The 21265-nt window shown below is 50.3% G+C and carries 24 protein-coding genes; 11 read left to right on the plus strand and 13 right to left on the minus strand.

Features of this window, described 5'->3' with window-relative positions; genetic code table 11:
* Positions 1–168: 168 nt before the first annotated feature.
* Complete coding sequence (locus MKO97_RS09965; protein ID WP_241103072.1) at positions 169–492, plus strand: helix-turn-helix transcriptional regulator; 324 nt, start codon at positions 169–171, stop codon at positions 490–492.
* A complete protein-coding gene (locus tag MKO97_RS15140) occupies positions 489–1454 on the plus strand; it encodes an SRPBCC domain-containing protein (RefSeq protein ID WP_319800060.1) in 966 nt (321 codons plus the stop codon). The genes MKO97_RS09965 and MKO97_RS15140 overlap by 4 nt, the downstream gene beginning before the upstream one ends.
* Positions 1455–1504: 50 nt before the next feature.
* On the opposite strand, the gene MKO97_RS09980 is transcribed toward MKO97_RS15140, so the two are convergent.
* From MKO97_RS09980 to MKO97_RS09990, 3 genes are read right to left on the minus strand one after another with little or no spacing between them, the layout of a single operon-like run.
* Positions 1505–2269: a TIGR02757 family protein gene (locus MKO97_RS09980; protein WP_241103073.1), complete on the minus strand. Its 765-nt coding sequence runs from the start codon at positions 2267–2269 to the stop codon at positions 1505–1507.
* A complete protein-coding gene (locus tag MKO97_RS09985; RefSeq protein ID WP_241103074.1) occupies positions 2251–3894 on the minus strand; it encodes a hypothetical protein in 1644 nt (547 codons plus the stop codon). The genes MKO97_RS09980 and MKO97_RS09985 overlap by 19 nt, the downstream gene beginning before the upstream one ends.
* A complete protein-coding gene (locus MKO97_RS09990) occupies positions 3894–4556 on the minus strand; it encodes an ABC transporter ATP-binding protein (protein ID WP_241103075.1) in 663 nt (220 codons plus the stop codon). The genes MKO97_RS09985 and MKO97_RS09990 overlap by 1 nt, the downstream gene beginning before the upstream one ends.
* A gap of 254 nt (positions 4557–4810) precedes the next feature.
* Between MKO97_RS09990 and msrA the strand changes: the two genes are divergently transcribed.
* A complete protein-coding gene (msrA, locus tag MKO97_RS09995; RefSeq protein WP_241103076.1) occupies positions 4811–5359 on the plus strand; it encodes a peptide-methionine (S)-S-oxide reductase MsrA in 549 nt (182 codons plus the stop codon).
* Positions 5359–5694, plus strand: coding sequence for a hypothetical protein (locus tag MKO97_RS10000; RefSeq protein ID WP_241103077.1), 336 nt, complete (start codon positions 5359–5361; stop codon positions 5692–5694). The genes msrA and MKO97_RS10000 overlap by 1 nt, the downstream gene beginning before the upstream one ends.
* Here MKO97_RS10000 and MKO97_RS10005 read toward each other — a convergent pair.
* The 6 genes from MKO97_RS10005 to MKO97_RS10030 all read right to left on the minus strand — a co-directional run bounded on the left by MKO97_RS10005 (position 5653) and on the right by MKO97_RS10030 (position 11131).
* A complete protein-coding gene (locus MKO97_RS10005) occupies positions 5653–5961 on the minus strand; it encodes a DUF6787 family protein (protein ID WP_241103078.1) in 309 nt (102 codons plus the stop codon). The genes MKO97_RS10000 and MKO97_RS10005 overlap by 42 nt on opposite strands.
* Positions 5962–5991: 30 nt before the next feature.
* Positions 5992–6432: a DUF6146 family protein gene (locus MKO97_RS10010; RefSeq protein WP_241103079.1), complete on the minus strand. Its 441-nt coding sequence runs from the start codon at positions 6430–6432 to the stop codon at positions 5992–5994.
* Between the two features lie 87 nt (positions 6433–6519).
* Positions 6520–7479, minus strand: coding sequence for a D-2-hydroxyacid dehydrogenase (locus tag MKO97_RS10015; protein WP_241103080.1), 960 nt, complete (start codon positions 7477–7479; stop codon positions 6520–6522).
* Positions 7476–8564, minus strand: coding sequence for a 3-phosphoserine/phosphohydroxythreonine transaminase (gene serC, locus MKO97_RS10020; RefSeq protein ID WP_241103081.1), 1089 nt, complete (start codon positions 8562–8564; stop codon positions 7476–7478). Before serC ends, MKO97_RS10015 begins: the two co-directional genes overlap by 4 nt.
* A 110-nt stretch (positions 8565–8674) precedes the next feature.
* Positions 8675–10060: a T9SS type A sorting domain-containing protein gene (locus tag MKO97_RS10025; RefSeq protein WP_241103082.1), complete on the minus strand. Its 1386-nt coding sequence runs from the start codon at positions 10058–10060 to the stop codon at positions 8675–8677.
* 24 nt (positions 10061–10084) lie between these two features.
* A complete protein-coding gene (locus tag MKO97_RS10030; RefSeq protein ID WP_241103083.1) occupies positions 10085–11131 on the minus strand; it encodes an acyl-CoA reductase in 1047 nt (348 codons plus the stop codon).
* An 87-nt stretch (positions 11132–11218) separates the two neighbouring features.
* On the opposite strand from MKO97_RS10030, the gene MKO97_RS10035 reads away from it, so the two are divergent.
* From MKO97_RS10035 to MKO97_RS10045, 3 genes are all read left to right on the plus strand, one after another.
* Positions 11219–11569 carry a 4Fe-4S dicluster domain-containing protein gene (locus tag MKO97_RS10035; protein ID WP_241103084.1) on the plus strand — a complete coding sequence of 117 codons (351 nt, stop codon included), beginning with the start codon at positions 11219–11221 and terminating at the stop codon, positions 11567–11569.
* A 332-nt stretch (positions 11570–11901) separates the two neighbouring features.
* Entirely contained in the window at positions 11902–12639 is a 738-nt protein-coding gene (locus tag MKO97_RS10040) for a hypothetical protein (protein WP_241103085.1), read from the plus strand.
* A gap of 52 nt (positions 12640–12691) precedes the next feature.
* On the plus strand, positions 12692–13402 hold the full coding sequence (locus tag MKO97_RS10045) for a hypothetical protein (protein WP_241103086.1): 711 nt from the start codon (positions 12692–12694) through the stop codon (positions 13400–13402).
* A 43-nt stretch (positions 13403–13445) separates the two neighbouring features.
* On the opposite strand, the gene MKO97_RS10050 is transcribed toward MKO97_RS10045, so the two are convergent.
* From MKO97_RS10050 to MKO97_RS10065, 4 genes are all read right to left on the minus strand, one after another.
* Complete coding sequence (locus MKO97_RS10050) at positions 13446–14387, minus strand: DNA adenine methylase (RefSeq protein WP_241103087.1); 942 nt, start codon at positions 14385–14387, stop codon at positions 13446–13448.
* A 60-nt stretch (positions 14388–14447) separates the two neighbouring features.
* Positions 14448–15902, minus strand: coding sequence for a hypothetical protein (locus MKO97_RS10055; protein ID WP_241103088.1), 1455 nt, complete (start codon positions 15900–15902; stop codon positions 14448–14450).
* Positions 15903–16396: 494 nt separating this feature from the next.
* Positions 16397–16927: a hypothetical protein gene (locus MKO97_RS10060; RefSeq protein WP_241103089.1), complete on the minus strand. Its 531-nt coding sequence runs from the start codon at positions 16925–16927 to the stop codon at positions 16397–16399.
* 452 nt (positions 16928–17379) lie between these two features.
* Complete coding sequence (locus tag MKO97_RS10065; RefSeq protein WP_241103090.1) at positions 17380–18438, minus strand: branched-chain amino acid aminotransferase; 1059 nt, start codon at positions 18436–18438, stop codon at positions 17380–17382.
* Between the two features lie 217 nt (positions 18439–18655).
* Here MKO97_RS10065 and MKO97_RS10070 point away from each other — a divergent pair, with 217 nt between their 5' ends.
* From MKO97_RS10070 to MKO97_RS10085, 4 genes are all read left to right on the plus strand, one after another.
* A complete protein-coding gene (locus MKO97_RS10070; protein ID WP_241103091.1) occupies positions 18656–19282 on the plus strand; it encodes a DUF4920 domain-containing protein in 627 nt (208 codons plus the stop codon).
* 12 nt (positions 19283–19294) lie between these two features.
* Positions 19295–19762: a hypothetical protein gene (locus tag MKO97_RS10075; RefSeq protein ID WP_241103092.1), complete on the plus strand. Its 468-nt coding sequence runs from the start codon at positions 19295–19297 to the stop codon at positions 19760–19762.
* On the plus strand, positions 19762–20427 hold the full coding sequence (gene mnmD / locus MKO97_RS10080) for a tRNA (5-methylaminomethyl-2-thiouridine)(34)-methyltransferase MnmD (protein ID WP_241103093.1): 666 nt from the start codon (positions 19762–19764) through the stop codon (positions 20425–20427). The genes MKO97_RS10075 and mnmD overlap by 1 nt, the downstream gene beginning before the upstream one ends.
* An 83-nt stretch (positions 20428–20510) precedes the next feature.
* Positions 20511–21251 (plus strand): hypothetical protein, encoded by a 741-nt coding sequence (locus MKO97_RS10085; protein WP_241103094.1) that lies wholly within the window; start codon positions 20511–20513, stop codon positions 21249–21251.
* Positions 21252–21265: the final 14 nt, after the last annotated feature.

Genomic DNA, 21265 nt, shown 5'->3' on the forward strand with positions numbered 1-21265 from the left:
AGGTATTCCGGAAAGTTTTGAATTTCCAAACAAAAAAAGAAATTATTTTTTAAGTGTTTGATAGTGAGTTATTTTGATCGAAGTAATTTCCTGTTATCACGTTAAACTACATCATTTATTTGCGCAACTGTACGGTTGCATATATATTTGCAACCAAATGATTGCATAATGAGAAGAGACGTTTTCCAGGCCATCGCCGACCCAACCCGCAGGGCCATTCTGGTGTTGATCGCTACCCAGTCGATGACACCCAATGCCCTCGCCGAACATTTCCACTCTACACGCCAGGCCGTGTCCAAGCATTTGAAGATTTTGTCGGAATGCGGACTCGTGCGTCCGGAAGAGAAAGGGCGTGAGATCCACTACAGCCTCGAAGCGGATAAAATGGCCGAAGTCGACCAATGGCTCGCCCAGTTCCGAGATCTGTGGAAACAGCGTTTCGACGCACTCGATACGATATTGTCTAATATGAAAAAAAACGAAAAACCATGAATGCCCACTTGCAATTCGACTTCACCGTCGACAAAAACGACAAAACTATCCGTGTCACACGCGAATTTGCCGCCAACCGCGACCTCGTCTGGGAAGCCTGGACCAACCCGGAAATCCTCGACCAATGGCTAGCACCAAAGCCGTACAAAGCCGAAACCCTATCAATGGACTTCCGGGCGGGTGGACACTGGTTCTACTGCATGGTCGGACCCGACGGCGACCGTCATTACTGCCGCGCTGATTATGGCGATGTCCAGCCAAAGGAGTTCTACACAGCGGCAGATGGGTTCACTGACGAAAACGGTAAGCTCAATCCGGAGTTTCCGCAGTCGAACTGGCGCAATACCTTCCGCGAGGCGGACCAACATACAGTGGTTGAAGTGCTTATATCCTATGCCTCACTAACCGATCTCGAAGCCGTTATCAGCATGGGCTTCAAAGAAGGATACACGATGGCATTGGAGAATCTCGACCAGTATATCGAAGCGCGCGGACGTCTTCGTAACGAGCTTCGCACTGACAATCAAGCGCGTGTGACAACCTACCTTAACTTTCCGGGCAACACGGAAGAAGCCTTCCTGTTTTACCGTTCAGTGTTCCGTTCTGAGTTCAGCGGCGGCGGCATACAGCGTTTCGCCCAGGCTCCACAGGCACCCGACCAGCCACCTATGAGCGAAAGTCTGAAAAACCTGGTGCTGCACGTCGAATTACCTATCCTGGGTGGGCATGTACTGATGGCGACCGATGCGCCCGAAGAAATGGGGTTCACCGTTGCAACGGGCAATAACATGCACATTAGCCTCGAGCCTGATTCGAAGGAAGAAGCCGAACGCCTGTTCAACGAGTTGTCAGTCGGCGGTAACATCACAATGCCATTGCAGGATATGTTCTGGGGTGCTTATTTCGGATCGTTCACCGACCGGTTTGGCATCAACTGGATGGTCAATTTCAGGACGTCTTAGTATTTTAAATGACATGAACCCGGCCTTGCGTCGGGTTTTTTTTGGCTTCATCAGAACTTCTCAAATGCACCCAATCCAAAAAGTGCGAAGTCATATTTAACCGGATCGCGTGGATCGAGTCGACGCAGGTTCTGGTCGAGTTCGAACAGCGCTTTAGCGTCATTCTGGGAACGGGAGAGGAGGCCGAGTTTGCGGGCCACATTACCCGAGTGCACATCCAGCGGGCACGACAAAACCGACATCGGGATTTGCGTCCAGAGACCAAAATCCACACCTTTTGTGTCGCGCCGTACCATCCACCGCAAAAACATATTAAGCCGTTTGGCAGCCGAATTCTTCATCGGATCCGACACGTGTTTGGCCGTGCGGGCCGAGTCGGCTTTTTCCAGAAACACCTTCCGAAAGGCGTGAAGCGCTGGTTGCAGGCTGTCGGCGGTTTGATGCGCAGCCAACAGCGCCTCAGGTCCGCCCGCGGTCTCATACACATGCCGCAGTCCCCTGATAAATGCCTGGAAATCGACGCCATTGAACGTCCGGTGCACAAACGAGTCGAGTGCGGCGAGGTCGCGTTCGGAATACGACACCACGAAATCATACGGAGCATTACCCATCAAATCCATCATCCTGCGGGCATTGCCGATGATGCTGGTGCGGTTGCCCCACGAGATCGTCGCCGTTAAATACGCGGCAATTTCGATATCCTCCCGCTTCGAAAAGCCATGCGGAATCTGTATAGGGTCTGTTTCAATAAAAGCCGGGTGGTTGTATTGGGCCGCCTTACTGTCGAGAAACTCCTTTAATTCGTCTTGTCCCATTCATCAGCAGGTAGTGAGCGAAAGCCATCGCCCAGGTTAGCGGTACGGAGTTGCGGAACAACGCCATATTTGCGGGCGTTTCGCTCCAAAATCCGCCGGTTGGTGCACGGCAGCGGTCCGTCGCCGGTCGTGTGGAAATACGCGTCTTTGGGCGGTGTATAATAGCGTAGGTTGCCCACCCGTTCCGTTTCAAACGTCAGATCGGGCAGCCGGGTAATCGGGGAAGGCCACAAAATGAGACGGGGGGCATAACTGTCGTTCAACGCCATCTTTCCGTTTCCGGTCAACGGTCGATTGCCCAGTGCCAGCGGCAATACGAAAGGGGCTACCAATGCGCCGACTAAAACCGTTTGCTGCAGGCGTTCGGGAAGTCGCAGGCGGTCCGTGAGTTCTGCCGCAACCAACGTCCCTAAAAACACCAACTCGGGCAGGAAAAACCGGTACTGGGGCGATACGACAATGATGAACCCGAAATGCAACAAACATACCGTCCACAGTAGCCGGAACGAACGGTTTTTACCTTTTAGGAAAAGCGCCACCGGGAAAAGCGCCAACATCCCGATATTGAACAGTCGGTCAAGTCCGTCCATCCGCCACCAATGATGGAGACGTTCTACCCATCCAAATGAACGAAAGCCCGCTTCCCCCATAAACTCATGGTTCCGGATCATATCACCCAGCGAAGCCGCTACGGGTTCCGGTACCGTCCAATCAAAATCAAATGCGCCCCACGTCGAGGGGAAAAACGGATACCCTGACAACCATATATTCTTCGCGATCCATACAACGGCAAAAGGCGCGGCAATACAAACTGCAAAGCGTAGCGCAAAGGTCCGTCTCACCAACGCCACCACCAAAAGCAATGCAAACGGAAGGGCAGTGACTTTCAGGAAAATCGCATATACGACCAAAACGGCCCACCATCCCGATGCGCGATCGGTGTAAGCGAAAAAGGCTAATACCAGTATCAGGATCACCGGAAGATCCGGAGAAGGAGCAGTTACAAATTGCAAAAGCAACATGCTAAATACTAATACATAACGACTCGATACTTTATCTGTCAATCTAAGTAAGATAAAGGCGAATATTACAAAGGCCAATCCGTTCAGGTCGTTGAGCGGCCAGCCGGTGAACGGGAGGTCAAAGCCCGCCTGTAAGATCTGCCAGGGCGACGTTTGCCCGAAGGCGACGTTCAGGTTCGCGAGTCCTTTTACGAGTCCGTGCTCGTGCAGCCATTTGATCGTTTGCAGGTAATACGTATCGTTGTCGATCAGGAAGGGGAGTTGCGCCGACTTCCATAAGGCGGCCAACGTCGCCAAACCCAAAAGCACTTTATCGAAACGCGAAAAGTTCTGGAAGCTGTGCCACAGTTCCCGTCCGTTTTTTTGCAACTCATCCCGTATGGTATACGCTACAAAAGAGGTGAGTAACGCATTCGCTAAAAAAACCATCCCGTTAAGTGGCGCGAAAAAGGCCACTATAGTCAGCACTATTGTTTGGGCCATCACTCCCAAAAGGAAAACCCCTCCGGAAGGGGATGAAAGGGATAGCCACTTCGATACAGCCGTTCCCCAGACGCCAAAAAAGGCCGCCATGATGCACCAGCTGAGAAGGATCAGTACCATCAGGAAAGTAGACGACCGTCTGACATGACGAGTTTCCGATCGGCCATATCCGCCAGTTCTTCGTTATGTGTCACGATAACGAAGGTCTGTCCGAATTCCTCCCGCAACGAAAAGAACAACTGGTGCAGGTTGTCTGCCGAAGCGGTGTCGAGATTCCCTGACGGTTCATCCGCAAACACCACCGAGGGCCGGTTGATCAACGCCCGGGCGACGGCCACCCGTTGTTGCTCGCCACCTGAAAGTTCGCCCGGCTTGTGGCTGATACGATGGGAGAGTCCAAGAAAATCGAGCAGTTTCTTCGCCTCCGCCTCGCTTTCCGCTTTGCCTTTTCCGGCAATGAACGCGGGGATACAGACGTTTTCCACCGCAGTAAACTCGGGCAATAATTGGTGGAATTGGAAGATAAAACCCAAATGACGGTTCCGGAAACGCGACAGCTCGCGGTCTTTCAGTCCTAATACGTCCTGTCCGTCAATGGTCAACCGGGTATCCACGTTCTTCGTGGGATGGTCAAGGGTGCCCAAAATCTGCAGCAAGGTAGTTTTGCCCGCGCCGGAAGCGCCTACGATGGAGACGACTTCTCCTTTTTCGATGTCGAGGTCGACGCCCTTAAGTACATGAAGATTATCGTAATGTTTATGAATCGTGCGGGCATGGATCATGGTGCGGGATTTTGCCGTCACTTTTGACGGACGTTACGCAAAATAACGAAACTTTACCGCGGGTGCCAAATCCCACCGCAAGGCTTTTCAACAGGTGATAAACTTACGTTAAACGGCTGAGCTGCCGTGCCGTTTCGCCGTACCTTTGTAGGCCTATGAAAACGACGGCATTACTCGGATTTCTGATGCTATTTGTGTCCTGTCACTCTCAGGGCCGCACCGAATCCAACCTACCCAAAAAAGAACAAGCTCCCATGCAAGATTCCTCCCAACTCGAAACCGCCACCTTTGCGGGCGGGTGCTTCTGGTGTACGGAAGCCATTTTCCTTGAACTCGAGGGCGTTGTGTCGATACAACCCGGCTATACCGGCGGTAAACGTTCGAACCCTACCTACGAACAGGTGTGCAGTGGCGCAACCGGTCACGCGGAGGCCGTAGAAATTCGTTTCGATCCGGCCAAAGTATCGTATGAGGAACTGCTGCAGGTTTTCTTCGCCACCCACGACCCTACGACGCTCAACCGTCAGGGTGCGGACGTCGGTACGCAATACCGCAGCGAGATCTTCTATCACAGCCCCGAGCAGAAACTGGCAGCGGAGAACTACATGGCACGGCTCACCACGGAAAATACGTTCGGAAAACCGATCGTAACCGCGCTTTCGCCTGCACAGCCTTTTTATGTGGCAGAAGATTATCACAAGAACTACTACAACCGGAACAAAGATCAGTCGTATTGCCATTTCGTGATCACACCGAAGGTCGAAAAGGTCCGGAAACTTTATAAGGACAAGCTGAAGCAGTAATGGCGGCATCTCCCCGCGATCCGCACTTTGAATCGGTCAAGACCCGTAACCTGATCGTCGGATTGTTACTGGATGCCATCGGGATGCTGTCGTTTTCGATTCCGTTTATCGGAGAGTTTGGCGACGTGGTCTGGGCGCCCGTATCCGGACTCCTGATGACTGTGCTCTATAAAGGACGTGATGCGAAGACGGCAGCCGTTATCTCCGTGGCAGAGGAGTTGTTTCCCTTCACCGATATCATTCCCACCTTTACCGCCATGTGGATTTGGACGTATGTCATCCGCAAACGACCGTTACCGCTTCCGAAAGACAAAGCCCAGTCCCATACCCGCTAGCATCTTCTTCGCGAACGGAAAGAAGAAGCGCGATTGGCCGAATAACCACCCGAAGACCATCAGCAGGAACGGATAGAGCGGCAAGACCAGGATAATCAAGAGGGGATAGTAAAGGTACCAGTCGGTAGTCGACTTGTGTATACCCATCAACTGCAGCAATGCAACCGAGATGCGGGCCGACAACGAGCCGTTGATCGCGAACACCACAAAGATGACGACGATCGAAAAGTTGTTTTGGATGCCCCAGCGCTCCCTGAGTTTTTTCATGGGTAGAATTCTCTCTTCAAAGCTACGACATTATGGTCGTGGTACAAAACTTCCGAGTTGCACCCCATTGCGTATCTGGAAGTAGACGAGGTAATTGAACAGCATGTAGTTGACTTCATAGCCATAGTCTACACCCGGGCCATAGTCAATGGTCATACCGTATTGGTCGCCCCACTGCATGGGATTGACGACCCGGCGGTTCCATTCGTTCACCCACACGAGGTTTCGGGCTTCAAAGTACTGCTGTGAGTAAAAACCCCGCGGTCGGGCATTTCCAATCAGCCACGAGTTGAAGCCGGGGTCGATAATGATAATCTCATATCCGATGTCGTCGTTGGCAATGCGTACGGTGTCATTTGCCGTGGGTTTCGCCACCTCACGGTCTTGCGGTTTCTCGGGCGGAAGCTTCGACCCGCACCCCACCGACAGCAGGGCCACACTCATTCCGACGACTAAAAGAATTTGTTTCATAGCAAAGCGATAACTGACACGTATAAAGGTAAAAAGAAAGCGCGGGAACGGGTCCCACGCTTCTCTTAAAAAACGAATAACTTATTTTTAATGGGCCGTTTTCATCAGGCTGATGATCTGGGCGGCCAGTTCGGTGCCGATGCGTTCCTGTGCTTCGTCGGTCGCAGCGCCGATGTGGGGCGTCAGCGAAATATTCGGGTGCATGAGGATGCGGATTTCCGGCGTCGGCTCGTTTTCAAAGACGTCGAGTCCGGCAAAGGATACCTTACCGCTGTCAAGCGCTTCCACCAGGGCCACTTCATCCAGGATACCGCCGCGCGCACAATTGATGATGCCCACGCCGTCTTTCAGTTGTTCGATTTCCGCACGACCGATTACATAGCCGTCCTGAGCGGGCACGTGCAATGTAATGAAGTCGGCGTGTTGGAACAGCAACTCCAGCGGCTCCGTGATGATCTCTACATTGATGAACTGTCCGTTATAGAAATCAACGGTAATGTCGGCTTTCCCCACGAATTTGTCGGCCGCGATGACCTTCATCCCGAGTCCGAGCGCCATTTTGGCAACGGCCTGGCCAATACGGCCAAACCCGATGATGCCAATGGTTTTTCCGCGGAGTTCGCGTCCGCCGGCATAGGCTTTCTTCAGGGCATCGAAGCGCGAGTCGCCTTCCAGCGGCATGTTGCGGTTGGCGTCATGCAGGAACCGAACGCCGGTGAACAGGTGCGCAAATACCAATTCGGCTACCGATTCCGACGACGAAGCAGGCGTATTGATGACATGGATGCCTTTGGAACGGGCATAGTCTACATCGATGTTGTCCATTCCCACACCGCCGCGTCCGATGACTTTCAAACCCGGACACGCGTCAATCAGGTCTTTTCGCACTTTGGTGGCGCTGCGCACCAGCAGTACGGGGATGTTATGTTCATTCAGGTAAGCCGCTACCTGTTCCTGGGCGACCTTCGTCGTGATGACCTCAAATCCGCCTTTTTCAAGGGCGTTGATGCCGGCAGTCGACATGCCGTCGTTGGCTAATACTTTCATTGTGCGTGTTGGGTAGCGTAAGTAGATTCAAAAGCTTTCATGACCTCGACCAGCACTTCGACACTTTCGATGGGCAGGGCATTGTAGATCGAGGCGCGGTAACCACCTACCGAACGGTGTCCGGCAAGGCCTGAAATGCCGGCAGCCTTCCACATGGCGTCAAATTCTGGGGCCAGGCGCTCGTCTTCGAGCAGGAAGCAGGCGTTCATTTTCGAACGGTCTTCTTTGCGGGCCGTTCCTTTGAACAGGGCGTTGCGGTCGATTTCGTCATACAGCAATTGCGCCTTTTGGTCGTTGCTTTTCTCGATACCCGCGATGCCGCCTTTTGCTTTCAGCCAGCGGAGGGTAAGGAGGGAGGTATACACCGCGAACACCGGCGGCGTGTTATACATGCTTTCTTTTTCGATGTGCTGTTGCAGGTTCAGCATATTCGGGATGGTACGCCCGGTTTTTCCCAGAACGGATTCTTTCACTACCACAAGCGTCACGCCTGCAGGACCCATATTCTTTTGGGCACCGGCATAGATTAGGTCGAATTTCGAGAAGTCGAGTTGGCGTGAGAAGATATCCGAACTCATATCACAGGCCACCGGAACGTCTGTCTCCGGAAAGGCGTGCATCTGCGTACCAAAAATGGTGTTGTTGCTGGTGCAGTGGAAGTAATCGACATCCGACGGAATGCTATAGCCTGTTGGGATGTAGGAGTAATTGGCGTCTTTCGATGAGCCCACGACTACTACCTCGCCGAAGTGTTTCGCTTCTTTGATGGCACCCACGGCCCAGGTTCCGGTTTCGAGATAAGCGGCTTTGCCACCGGTTTTCATGAGGTTGTAGGGCGTCATGAGGAATTCAAGACTGGCACCGCCGTGCAGGAACAGGGCCTGGTAGCCTTTGTTCTCGAGTCCGAGAAGTTCCAGTGCCAACGCACGCGCTTCGTCCATCACTGCGACGAAGTCTTTGCTGCGATGGGAAATTTCGATCAGCGATAAGCCCGAGTTGTTGAAATCGAGGACGGCAGCGGCGGCCTGTTGCAAGACCTCCTGTGGCAGGATGCTGGGGCCGGCGCTGAAATTATGCTTCTTCATAGTCGTTCGGATAGAAGCGCAAATTTCTGCATTAGGGAAGATTCCGCCTACAGCCCTCCGAAAAACTTTGGAGAGTTTATTAACAATAACGTTATAGTTACGTAACGTCTTTATTTGCGGATGATGCGTTCGGTGTGGGAAGTACCGTCGGCGAATTCCATTTGCAAAAGATAGACACCGGCGGCGAGGTCGCGGACGGAAAGCGTCGTCGGGTCTGACGATGTCAGGAGTTTTTGTCCGGTGAGGGAAAATACGGTTGAACGCACCACTGTTGGGCCTTCAATAGATAGAGGGCCGTCGGTAGGATTGGGAAACACCCTTATCACTGATGGGTTCGCTGATGGTAAACCTAATAACGTGTCAAAATAATAGGCCTTTCCCGTTGAAATGACCTCGCCCTCCGAGGGTGCGCCGATAATGATCTTTTGACCGTCGGTGGCCAAAACGGAACCAAATCCGTCATCATACCCGGCCGGACCATCCCCGAACAACGTCTGCAACGGACTCCATGTACCTCCGGTTCTATGTAATACATTTACCGGAAATTTCCGTTCCATTTGCAGGATGTATTCAGATGAACCCACCGCCATATAGTCGCCACTCACCACTAATGAACTGAAAAGGTGATCGGTGAGGCCCGCGACATCTGTCAGGGCTGATTGCTCCCATACAGCACCATTCAGCGTGAGTGTAGCGACCTGCGACTGCGACTGGGTGGAATTGAATAATACATAAGCTTCACCATTGGCAACCGCTACCGCCCGTGGGAGGTTATCGGCATCGCCTAGCGAACTGGTATCGCCTTCGATTACCCAGTTGTTCCCCGATTGGGCATAGCTCCGGAAGCGCCAACCCGGTGCGGCGAGAGGTGTGTCTACCATTACCATTACGCCCAGGCGACCCTCACGGGCCGTCAATACTGCGCTTTCATTCATGATATCGAATCCGGTTTGTTGGAAAAAGCTAAAGTTTCCATTGTCAAGATGATAAATCAAAATAGATCCCTGCGAGGGCAATGGCAGTAACGGGTCGAAGGTGTTGGAAATAAATAGGAAATCTCCGTCCTGCACCACCGTCGAACCGAATCGCTGCGCACTGCTTCCAGTAGTAAACGTAATTTTTTGGGTTTGGTTCCAGATTCCGTTCAGCTTTGTGTAAACATAAACGGCGCCGAAAGGTCCATTTTTTGGAGCGCCAACCACTAAATAATCGCCCTGAAGCGATAGTGAGGAGCCGAAGCCGTCGGTAGCTGCAACATCGTCCGGTAAAAGCACCTGCTGTGTGTTGGTGGCCGAATTGAAAACGTACACTTTTCCTGTCGTTCCTGATGGACCTGGCAAAGTAGAGGACGCAACGGCTATATCGTCTCCGGAAATGGCGACACGGTTGCCGAATCGCCACCCAGAATTGCCCGAAGCCGGGTAAAGCGATTGAAGTTCAAACTGGGCAAATGCGCCCAACGGCAGCAACAAAAGAAGGAGCAAAAGTCGCTTCATGTGAGGAAGGTTTCCCCAAAGATATCAAATGTCCGATAAAAACGCTAACGTGTCGACGTTATCAGCATAATCCCAAAGTTCCGGACGTTGCGTTTTTCCGAAGGGAAGATAGCCGTGTCCGACCACGCATTGCAGTCGGTCGGCATCGCCCGTCAGTCGTTCCGCCAGGGTTTCGGGTGCGCCGTAGTATTCAAAAAACACGCTCGAGATAGGGGAGGCATACGAGGTGTCTTCTTTTAAGGTAAGGAAGCCGTTGTCGGTCAGCCTGAAATTACTCATCAGGAAGACGGCCTTGTTATAATCGTAGTTGTTGGCGTATTTTTCGTATTGGATGACTGATCCGTATGGAAAAATCGCTTCAAAGAAGTCCTTGAAATCATAGCCCTCGGGTACAAACAGCTTGGAGACATTCCGGCACCCGAGTCCGAAATAGCGGAAGATATCATCGCCCAACGCAAACAATTCCTCTTTGGATTCGGTTCCGTCGAGTACTGCTACCGAATTGCGGTTTCTCCTGATGATGGCCGGTTTGTTGCGGAAATAGTATTCGAAATACCGCGCCGTATTGTCGCTGCCCGTCGCGATCACGGCATCGTAGCCTTCCAGTTTTGAATCGACGAACACGATACGGTCGGCAAAGCGCGGCTCGACGGCAGCGAGATAGCGGGAGAGCAATGGCACGATCTGGTTGTCGTTCGACGATAGGCGCACGAGGGCCGTGTGCCCGGCAATCAGCACCGACACCAGGTCATGGAAGCCCACCAATGGGATATTACCCGCCAGGATGAGGGCCACCTTCCGTGGCGGAAGGTCTTCCAACTGATACGGCGCCAGCCATTTGTTGAGGTTGTCGGCCGCCAGGGCCTCGTGCCAGGAACCGCAGGCGAAGGCCACCTGTTCGGGAGTGAACCAGCCGTTGTGGTGGACGGCGCGCTCGACCAGAACGGCCATGGGTTCGAAGAAGGCGTCGTTTTCGCTGACGTCGTGGGCTTTTTGGGGTGGGAGCGTGGCGAATTGGCCGAGGAATTTCCCCAATGCCACAAAAGCCTGTTTTCGATCGTGCAGCGTCATGCTTTCTTGTTTATCAAAGTATTTGGATGTACTTTTGCGCAAAATTAGTGAAGTCGGCTGACATGCCGGCACCCAAAACCAACTATCATGGCCATCATCATAACCGACGAATGCATCAATTGCGGGGCCTGCGAACCCGAGTGTCCGAATACGGCGATCTATGAAGGCGCCGACGACTGGCGGTATAAAGACGGAACGGCACTGCGCGGCACCGTCGTATTGCCCGACGGAACCACGGTAGAAGCCGACGCGCCCATGACGCCGGTTTCAGATGATATCTATTACATTGTGCCGTCGAAGTGCACGGAATGCAAAGGCTTCCACGAAGAGCCGCAATGCGCCGCCGTTTGTCCGGTCGATTGCTGTGTGCCGGATCCGAACCATGTGGAAAGCGAAGAAACGCTGTTGAACCGGAAGGCGTTTTTGCATAACGAGTAAGATAGTCCCGCTTCGGCGGGATTTTTTTTAAGTTGAAAGTCGAAAGTCGAAAGTCGAAAGTTGAAAGTTGAAAGTTGAAAGTTGCACTGTTGCCTACCGGATCCGGAACGGTAGCGCGATCTGGGGGTCCTTTTCTGTTTATATCCTTGTCATTATTACTGCTTAGGGAACCGTCGGAGTAGCCTCACGTTTCGTATGCCCCAAGACGGGAATGTACACAATATAAATACGCTATAAACACGACATATATACGGTATATACACGTTATAAATATGTTATAAAGTGGGGACGTTCATGTAGTTTATACATCTTTGCGATGAAATTACCTTAGCATGGCAAAGCAGAAAGGCATTCTTAAGCTGGAGGGCACATTGGAAGGCCTCAATTTCTATTACCGAAAAGGTGTACCTGTGGTTCGGACGGCGGGCGGCGGATTCAATGGAAAGACCATCAGGTCGAGCGAATCGATGGTGCGGGTACGGCAAAACATGTCGGAATTCGGGCGTTGCGCGACCCTTACGAAGGTGCACCGTCATGCTTTGTTGCAGTTGCTGGCGCCCTACAAGGACACGAGTTGGCATGTGCGACTGATGGCGCTGTGGCAGGAGATCAAGACCTGCGACACGAGCAGCGCCCGGGGCGAGCGGAAGCCGGGGATTGGATTCGGGACGCCGGAAGGGCGGAGGGTTTTCGACCGGTTCGAGGTGACGCCGGGGAGCCGTCGCGGTCTTATACTGGCACAGAAAGGGCATTTCGATGCGGAGACCTTTACCTTTTCGGTGGATCATTCGGCGCTGGACGGGATTTCCTTTCCGGCCCATGCCACACATGCGACGCTGTGCCTCGCGGTATTGGAATTTGATTTCGAAGTACCGGCGTGTCGGGTGTTGCAGGGAAAACCATCCGTACTACGACGTGGTGACCTGCCCGACGCGCTGACACTGGAATGCGACCCACCCGCGGGCCCCTCCTACGGGGTGTATTTGGTGGTTACCTTCCAGGAAGAAGTGAACGGAACGATGGCGCAGCTAAAAGAAGGCGTCGGGGTTTATGGGTTGACGGGGGTGTAAGCGCACGGGGTAGTTCATTATCATAATCCGTTAAATACCTTACTTTAGCTCCATGAAGCCTATCGTTTTTATTCCGGTCTTGTTACTATCGCTTGTTGCGAACGCGCAATTAAAACTTGATCGTCAAGATTTCGACCATCTCGTCTCTATTGGCAATCTGTATTCGAAGGACCCAAACGCCGCACGAGCGCGTTTTACCGTGTCGATGGATTCGCTCCAAACGCCCCAACTGCGTCATATTGCAGACGTTTTGATACGGGTCGGCAAAGGGGACCTAAGTATGTTGGAGCATTCGGTGTTAGGGCGTCCGGACGATGATGAGTTACTTATGTGGTATGTAATCCGGGAAATTCATTACGACCGAATTAACAAAGAACGAACACCACGGGGCGCCGATGTCGTTGCCAAGGAGGTACTTGAGCGAAAAATCGACAGTCGGATTTTACTGGATAATTACTACTACCTTATTCATGGTGGTTTAGCTTCTCTTTTTAATGACGCCGATCTCAGTGCCATGGATATCGACATAGAATCGTTGGGCTTCAAAAATAAAACGGAAAAAGCCATTTTCTATTTCAATGTTGTCGATGCGTTGATCGGTGGAAGATCTAAAGTACTGAGTTCTTTGAAAAAGTATGAGACGATCGTTTCATTTTCTAAAAAACTCCCTACCGTGAACGGCAAGCCCTATTATTTCTATAGGGACCTCGATTTCGACGATTTTGACTGGGTCGGATATGCCATAGTAATTTCCGTAATATGACAAGATTTATTTCATTTCCATTTTGATCTGTTACCAACTTAGATTAAAAAAATATTGGCTTGGTCATATCAACCGCTTTCGGCTTTTTGGGCCTAAAAACAATCACTTTACCTGAGGCTTTATTTTCTAATTTAAATTCAGTCGGATTCCAATACTGAAGTTTAGGATAATTGAGTCCCGGACTAAAAAATAGTATTTCTTTGCCTTCTTTACTTGTATGTGCGGAATGATTGAATGTATACTCTTTACTATTATATTCTGAATAGAGATTTTTGATAGCCACTTGGTTATCATAAGATACTATCCAATTAAGCCCCTCAATATTGGCAATTTTTTTAGCAACATCAGCGTGGTCATCATGCTGATAATAATTCATGTATAATTGTTCGGCTTTAAGGTAGTAAGGCGGGTCAAAATAAATGATAGTTGACTTCAACTCTTGCCTTGGCACCAAATCTACCAAATCTAGCGCATCCATTGAAAGTAGTCGGATTCTGTCCTTCATGAGCGAGATGTCCTTTATCCTACGGATAATTTCATCTTTTGTAAATCGACAATCCAACTTATAATCACCTAGTTGCTGTCTACCACCAATCATTCCACCTTTTATAATTCCTGATCGGTTTGTACGGTTCAAAAACAGAGTAGAGAATCCGAGTTCAAGCAAAGAAATTCTTTCCTTTTGCTCTTGAAGGTTTTTTTGAATCTGCCAGTTTTCTACCGTAATTGGCGTTGATTCTATTAAATTACACAACGCCTCCGATTCAAAAACCACAGAATGCCAAAAGGCATAAATTGACCGGTCCTTATCGTTGATTGTGATCCTTTCGACAAATCCTTCTAAGAGTAAGAATATTGCGACGCCCGCTCCGCCAGCATACGGCTCTATGTAATGACCGCGGATATCGTTATCAACGCAAATTTTTGCAATGAAGCCTGCAAGCTTATTTTTTCCACCAGGGTAACGCAGAGGGGAATAAAACATGCGATTTGATTTAGGTTACAGCAAATAAACTGAAAAAAACCAAATCTGGCCAGCGATTTCTTACTTAATTTGTTCCCATAAAATTCGCATAAAATCTGAGATGTTGTCCCAGGCAATATTTAAGTTTTCATATTTTGGTGACAAACGATTGGAGTGTATATATGCGTGGAGGGTATCAACATGGAATACACCATCTTTATCTTTTAATTCAGCTCTAATTCCTTTACAAATTGTGCCTTTACTATCTGCAACCTTAGTAGATTCGAGGTGATTTGTGACAAGGCCGATTTTCTTACGTAAATCATAACCGCTTGAAGACGCAGTTAGTGCATCCGTTAGTCCCTTGTTCTCAATGTAAGAGTCTACACTTAGTTCTACAAGTACTCTGAAAAGCACCGCACCGGCATTTGTATGTTTCTGAATGTTCAGCGAGTAAAATTCATCGCGAATGGTGTTTACCTTAGGGTTCAGAATGCGAACATTGAAAGACCTTGGAATCAAATAAATTCGATATTTTGAACTTTCATTCCTGCTGTTGCCAGGGCTGGAGGTATTCGTGTCTTGCCCTTGCTCCGCATTGTTGTTAGAGCTTTCAGTGCTTGAATTGGGATTAGAGCCATTATTACTCGCCGTGGAATTTTGAGCGTCATCGGCGTTTGTTGACTTTGATTCGCCGCCTTGGGAATTGTTATTGGACGTATTGTCTACCGTTTCTTCCTTTGGCGCATTTGGGTCAGGAATACCATATCCGGTCATAAAATCTGTCTCCCTAATTTTTCGGTGAGTAAGATGCCCATGTCCAATATCATGCATCATTTTTTCAACCTCTTTCCGATAATTTATCTTCGGGTAATTATCGATAATATCATTTCTAGATGAATAGCCTAATCTAACGTAAACTCTGTTAATCAAAAGGTCTAAAACACTCAATCCATAATCGCCACCCCATTTTGATTTTTCATCTTGGGTTAGATTTGTACCCCACATCAAATATTTTTCAAGAAGTGTAAGTCCCGGCTCTGAGCCCCCATTCTCCTCCCTATTTAGTCTTGCGGTTGCAACTGAACCCCATTTCTCTCTCGAAGTTTCTTGTTTCTTGCCGTGAATTCTGCTCACAATTTTCTTAACCTGTTCGATTTCAGAAATCTCAAAAACCGAACACGGAACGGTACTATTAGCTTTCAACCATTCTTTAGATAATCCTCTAATTTTAGCTTTAGTGGTTTCATCTAAATCGAAATCATCAAGGATGTGAAGTTGGTGAATTAGCTTACACGCTGCAACTCTTCTGTTTCCTTCTTTTACAATGTACTTACCACCATCATTAAGAACAATAATGTTCTCAGTGACGCTGTACCCTTCATCAATTATGTCATTAAGGATGGCAATAAAGTTATCTTTAGAAATTGATATCAAAGCAGTTATAGCACCACTTTCAGTTTGTTGATTTACAGTTCGATAGTTTTGCAAATCAAGATTAAGGTCCTTGATTGAGTAGTACGAATTTTTAGGCATGGCTGGTTAGGTAAACACGCCTAAATTTAAAGAAAATAAATTTTCATAATCTATTTTTAGGATATATTGCAAAAAACAACGATTAGCTACATTTTTTTAAGAATAGGCTTCTTTAATAAATATGTAAATTGAAATTATTTCATCCCCGAGGCTCTGTCTATGATCACTTCAAAATCTGGTGTATTTCAATTGTGCTCTCAGTGTTCGGAAATCGTTGTCCAAGAAACAAAATCGGATGTTTCAATGATTTTTTTTTAAGCGGAAAGTCTTCGTCAAGGCGAACTTGAGTTACCGTCTTATAATCCAGAGCAGACAAGTATCCGCATTCGTGGATGCGCGGGTCTCCGATACCTTCGACATTTCAGCGCTACCGGTGGCCACTTATTTTGTCAAAGTGTTTACCGCGAAGGGCGTTGCCATGACGCAGCTGTTGAAAAGGTAAAAAAAATCCCAGCCAAAGCCGGGACTCTCCATAGGTTTGTTGTTTGCGGTGTTTACGGTTGGGCGCGGATGTATTTTTCGACGTTTACCTTGTCGTTTTTGTCGTCATACGTTTCGAGCACCAGGTTGCCGTCGGTATCGAAATAGCCGATCGACGTGCGGTCTTTGGCGCGGTAGATATAGGTGTTGATCGAGGTTTTGCGCAGTCGGGCCGGCTTCTGGCCATCGGCACTCATCGAATAACCTGATGCGTCAAGGGCGATGCGGTAGTTCTTGCCGTTTAGGTTATAGATGGCCGAGCGGTCGACCTCAACCGTACGGGTCGTGCCATCCGGATTCGTGATCTGGGTCGTGGAGGTTACCTCTACGGGTGTGTCGGCGACCCGCTTGTTGAGCGAATTGTTATCCGGCTCAAATTGGATATCCTGCTTCTGCTCGACATTCTCTTTTTTGACATACTGCTTCTCGCCATCCGAGTCTTTTACGGTGGTAACAGTCGTTTTCGTTTCGCTCTGTACCTGCTGGTTTTGTGCCGAGGCATAACAGGCGAACAATAGGGCGGTGGTGATGCAAATTACTTTCATGGCTTTTCTTTTTGGGATAAGCCAAAGGTAGGCAGCGGAGGGGGAAGGGGGGTTATATAATCTGGCGTTGGAGTTGTATAGTTTGAGTTTTGGGTTTTGAGTTTTGGGTTGAGGAAGAACGCGGCTGGAAGAGGGTGGAGGGTTGATGGTTGATAGTTGATAGTTGATGGTTGATGGTTGATGGTTGATGGTTTGAGTGGAAGCTTGATAGTTCACAGTTTCGGAAGACCAAAACGTACCCGTATTTCTCGTGTGAATCAATCCAACTCAAAGCCCAAAAGCAAGACTTTCTCGAGTGAATCGATCCAACCCAAAACCCAAAACCCAAAACCCAAAACTCAACCCTTACCAGCGGTTTCTCGAGTGAAGCCATCCAACTCAAAGCCCAAAATGCACAAGTAATTTCTCGAGTGAATCAATCCAACCCAAAACCCAAAACCCAAAACCCAACCCTACACCTTCACCGTCCACCCAAACGTATCCTCTGCCAGTTTATACTGGATGTCGGTGAGTTTCGTTTTCAGTTGCAGCGCGACGGGGTTGTCGAGTTTCGGTAGTTCGTAATAGACGTCCTGATAAGAGAAGCCCGTAATGGGGTTGACGACAGCGGCGGTGCCGGCTCCGAATATTTCCTGGAGTGTGCCGTTTTGCGCAGCGGCGACGAGTTCGTCCACCAGCACCGGGCGCACTTCGGTTTTGATACCGTCGCGCTGGGCGATGTCGAGCAGGCTCTTACGCGTGACACCATCCAGGATGCGTTCGCTGGTCGGGGCGGTGAGGAGCGTGTCGCCGATACGGAAAAACACGTTCATCGTTCCCGATTCCTCGAGGCGGGTGTGGGTCGCGTCGTCCGTCCAGATGACTTGTTGGAAGCCTTTTTCATTGGCCAGTTTCGTAGGGTAGAACTGTCCGGAATAGTTACCGGCTGCTTTCGCGGCACCAATGCCCCCGTTGGCCGCGCGGCTGTAGTGTTCGGCAATGATCACCTTGACCTCGCCGGAGTAATACGATCGGGCGGGCGACAGGATGATCATAAAACGGTATTGGGTCGACGGCGCGGCGATGACACCACTGCCGACGGCAATCATAAAAGGTCGGATATAAAGTGAGTTTCCTACGCCTTTCTTCACCCAGTCGCGCTCGATGGAAAGGAGTTCTTTGAGTCCGTCCAGGAAGATCCACTCGTCGAGTTCCGGCATGGCCATGCGCACGGCCGAGCGGTTCAGGCGGTTCAGGTTTTCCTCCGGACGGAAGAGCCATACGTCATCCTGTTCGTCTTTATAGGCCTTCATCCCTTCGAAGATCGCCTGTCCGTAGTGGAACACCTTCGCCGACGGGTCGAGCAGGAACGGCTCATACGGCTTGATCACCGGACGTTGCCATTTTCCTTCTTTGTAGTCACACCATAACATATGGTCGGTAAAAACCGAGCCAAACGGCAGGTTGTTGAAATCTACGGAATCGATTCGGGATTGGGCAACGCGGATAATGTCGATCTCAGAAGTGCTCATGGGCCTTTACAGGATTATGGGTAGACGTGACCCTTGAGAAATCCAGCCGGTCGTAACGTTATGGGAAGGCTCTTGGGATGCCGCTAAAGTAACAAAATTCGGAATCCGCACGATGGCCCAAGGTCTTTATTTTACTGACAAATTGCCGTGATTTTCTAACAATAATGAAGAGAAACCTGTATTTTTGTGGTGCACTTTGCGTAATACTCAACTACATATGAAAAAAATCCTGCTCGTTGCCTGTGCCGCTGCACTCTTTGTTTCCTGTAAAAATACCGATAAGGAAGTCGCACCTGACGCGGCCCCCAAAAAGGAAACCGATACTATTGTAAAAGATACGGTATCTGTTACCCAGGCAACCGACGAGGCGGAAGTGCCCGAGGCAACAGAAGCACCGAAGGAAATCGTAGTTACTGCCGCCGCGGAGAAACCTGTTGCGGTGGAGTATGCGTCGTTCGGAAAGAAGATCGCCGCCACACAGGCGCTGACCGCCGACCAGATGCTGAAGAAATACAAGACGCTTAAAAAAGGCGATACCATTGCGGTTAAGTTCAAGTCGCGCGTGGCCGATGTTTGCAAGAAAAAAGGCTGCTGGATGTCGCTCGACCTGGCGAAAGGCCAGACCGCGTTTGTGCGTTTCAAGGATTACGGCTTTTTCGTGCCCCTGAACGCGACGAATTCGGAAGCGATCGTCAGCGGTCGTGCGTTCGTGGATGTCGTATCGGTCGATGAACTGAAGCATTACGCCAAAGACGGCGGCAAATCGCAGGCAGAAATCGATAAGATCACCGAACCGGAAGTGACCTATGCCTTTACGGCGGACGGTGTGCTGCTGTCAGAGTAATTCGATCTCCAGATGAAGCAGTTTGTATGGGCCGTGGTGTTGCTGGCAGTAGTCGGCTGCACAAAGAAAGAAGCCGTAGCGGCAGAACCGGCCAGGAAAGTCGATTCCGCGGCATGTGCCCAACCATCGGCAGGCAAGAAGAAATTCGAGATGTACGAGATGTCGGAAATGGCGGCGCTCATGGAGAAGATGTTCCAAAAGAATATGGAACTGAAAGCCCGGATCGAAAAAGGGGAGAAGATCGGCGCGTTCGATTCGGATTTCCTGCGCATCCACAAAGCCCAAATGACCGACGGAAAAGAAAACGATGCGTTCTTCAAGGCTCAGGCCGCCGCGTTTATCCAATCACAGCAACTGATCTACGAAGATCCCGATAAGGCGAAAGAGCATTTCAACGACGCGGTCAATACCTGCATTTCCTGCCACCAGGTGAAATGCACCGGACCCATCGCACGGATAAAGAAACTCCGGATCAACTAATGCGCCGCGAGATCATCCGGACGGGCGACGGCTCGACGACGATCTATCTTCCGGATCTGGAAGAGAATTACCACTCCAGACATGGTGCTATACAGGAAGCACGACACGTTTTCCTGCGTCACGGACTCGACCTTTTCCCTGACAAGTCGGAACTGTGTATACTGGAGATCGGTTTCGGTACCGGACTCAACGCGCTTCTGACGGCTATCGAAAATGAAGGCACGGGACGTATTATAAGGTATACAGGAGTGGAAGCCTATCCGGTGGAAGCTGCTGAAGCGTCCCAGATGAACTATCCGGAAGCGGTCGGACACGTATTGGCTGCTAGTATCTTCACCGACATGCATAAAGCGGAGTGGGAAGTGGAAGTGGCGCTGACACCGTCTTTTTATCTTACCAAGCGCCAGCAGTTCTTTGCGGATATTGTGGATGAGGCGGCATTCGACCTCGTCTACTTCGATGCGTTCGGCTTTCGCGTGCAGCCGGAATTGTGGAACGAGGATATCTTCCGCCGCATGGCACGGGCACTGCGTCCGGGTGGCGTTCTGGTCACGTATGCCGCGCGTACCGTCATCCGGCGCAATATGGAAGTGGCCGGTTTTTCGGTCGAGAAGCTGGCGGGTCCTCCGGGTAAACGGGAGATGATGCGGGCCCGTCGCTCGTAACCCAACGGACGTTTTTTGTATTTTTAGCAACGGACGTTAAACCCAAGAGGGCGTCAGGCGTCTTTCTGACAAAAATGTTTATTATGAATCACTACTCATTTTCCCTTCGGGCCTTTTCGATCGGTGTGATCGCTTGTGCCTTTTCCGTATTGACCTCCTGCGACAACAATGACGATACGCAACAAGTGAGCGTGCAGGAGCAGGACGCCGCCGACGCCATTTCGAACAGTGTGACTTCCGACACCGGTGGACTCGCCCGCACGATTTCGCAGGCAGTTACCTACGCGTCGGACGAAGACGTCTTTACCGATACACCCTCTCTGGCGTGCGGAACAACCTACACCGCCAGTTATGCCGATTCGTACGACGGGCCGTTATATGACTTCAACTACACCATCGATCGGAGCACTACCCTTGTGTGCACCGATGGGGCTCCGGCGCATTTGGCGTTTTCCGGACAGTTCCATGGTACGTACGATACCCCGAGGATGTCGTCTGACGATTCCTCTACCACGTCGCTTATCATCACCGGAATCGGACCGCAGCCGACAGTAGCAACCTTTAATGGGACGTATGTACGCAACGGTTCGCAGCAATCGAAGATCCGTCAGATGAATAGCTTTACGAGCATCATCGAACTGACACTTAATGATGTGAAGGTCAATAAAACAACCCGCGCCATCGTATCGGGCAGCGCTGACTTCACCTTCCAGGGGCAGGGTACGGGAGGTGCTTCCTTCAACTACACCGGCACGATTACCTTCAATGGCAACGGAACTGCTACATTGGTTTTCAACGGAGGCTCGTTTACAATCGACTTGTAACAAACAGCGGTTCT

It is taken from the genome of Flavobacterium sp. HJ-32-4 (assembly GCF_022532105.1).
Taxonomy (GTDB): Bacteria; Bacteroidota; Bacteroidia; order Flavobacteriales; family Flavobacteriaceae; genus Flavobacterium.

Coding starts and splice junctions, on each gene's coding strand:
- MKO97_RS09965 (WP_241103072.1), top strand. CDS start 169: ATGAGAAGAGACGTTTTCCAGGCCATCGCCGACCCAACCCGCAGGGCC.
- MKO97_RS15140 (WP_319800060.1), top strand. CDS start 489: ATGAATGCCCACTTGCAATTCGACTTCACCGTCGACAAAAACGACAAA.
- MKO97_RS09980 (WP_241103073.1), bottom strand. CDS start 2,269: ATGGGACAAGACGAATTAAAGGAGTTTCTCGACAGTAAGGCGGCCCAA.
- MKO97_RS09985 (WP_241103074.1), bottom strand. CDS start 3,894: ATGGTACTGATCCTTCTCAGCTGGTGCATCATGGCGGCCTTTTTTGGC.
- MKO97_RS09990 (WP_241103075.1), bottom strand. CDS start 4,556: ATGATCCATGCCCGCACGATTCATAAACATTACGATAATCTTCATGTA.
- msrA (WP_241103076.1), top strand. CDS start 4,811: ATGCAAGATTCCTCCCAACTCGAAACCGCCACCTTTGCGGGCGGGTGC.
- MKO97_RS10000 (WP_241103077.1), top strand. CDS start 5,359: ATGGCGGCATCTCCCCGCGATCCGCACTTTGAATCGGTCAAGACCCGT.
- MKO97_RS10005 (WP_241103078.1), bottom strand. CDS start 5,961: ATGAAAAAACTCAGGGAGCGCTGGGGCATCCAAAACAACTTTTCGATC.
- MKO97_RS10010 (WP_241103079.1), bottom strand. CDS start 6,432: ATGAAACAAATTCTTTTAGTCGTCGGAATGAGTGTGGCCCTGCTGTCG.
- MKO97_RS10015 (WP_241103080.1), bottom strand. CDS start 7,479: ATGAAAGTATTAGCCAACGACGGCATGTCGACTGCCGGCATCAACGCC.
- serC (WP_241103081.1), bottom strand. CDS start 8,564: ATGAAGAAGCATAATTTCAGCGCCGGCCCCAGCATCCTGCCACAGGAG.
- MKO97_RS10025 (WP_241103082.1), bottom strand. CDS start 10,060: ATGAAGCGACTTTTGCTCCTTCTTTTGTTGCTGCCGTTGGGCGCATTT.
- MKO97_RS10030 (WP_241103083.1), bottom strand. CDS start 11,131: ATGACGCTGCACGATCGAAAACAGGCTTTTGTGGCATTGGGGAAATTC.
- MKO97_RS10035 (WP_241103084.1), top strand. CDS start 11,219: ATGGCCATCATCATAACCGACGAATGCATCAATTGCGGGGCCTGCGAA.
- MKO97_RS10040 (WP_241103085.1), top strand. CDS start 11,902: ATGGCAAAGCAGAAAGGCATTCTTAAGCTGGAGGGCACATTGGAAGGC.
- MKO97_RS10045 (WP_241103086.1), top strand. CDS start 12,692: ATGAAGCCTATCGTTTTTATTCCGGTCTTGTTACTATCGCTTGTTGCG.
- MKO97_RS10050 (WP_241103087.1), bottom strand. CDS start 14,387: ATGTTTTATTCCCCTCTGCGTTACCCTGGTGGAAAAAATAAGCTTGCA.
- MKO97_RS10055 (WP_241103088.1), bottom strand. CDS start 15,902: ATGCCTAAAAATTCGTACTACTCAATCAAGGACCTTAATCTTGATTTG.
- MKO97_RS10060 (WP_241103089.1), bottom strand. CDS start 16,927: ATGAAAGTAATTTGCATCACCACCGCCCTATTGTTCGCCTGTTATGCC.
- MKO97_RS10065 (WP_241103090.1), bottom strand. CDS start 18,438: ATGAGCACTTCTGAGATCGACATTATCCGCGTTGCCCAATCCCGAATC.
- MKO97_RS10070 (WP_241103091.1), top strand. CDS start 18,656: ATGAAAAAAATCCTGCTCGTTGCCTGTGCCGCTGCACTCTTTGTTTCC.
- MKO97_RS10075 (WP_241103092.1), top strand. CDS start 19,295: ATGAAGCAGTTTGTATGGGCCGTGGTGTTGCTGGCAGTAGTCGGCTGC.
- mnmD (WP_241103093.1), top strand. CDS start 19,762: ATGCGCCGCGAGATCATCCGGACGGGCGACGGCTCGACGACGATCTAT.
- MKO97_RS10085 (WP_241103094.1), top strand. CDS start 20,511: ATGAATCACTACTCATTTTCCCTTCGGGCCTTTTCGATCGGTGTGATC.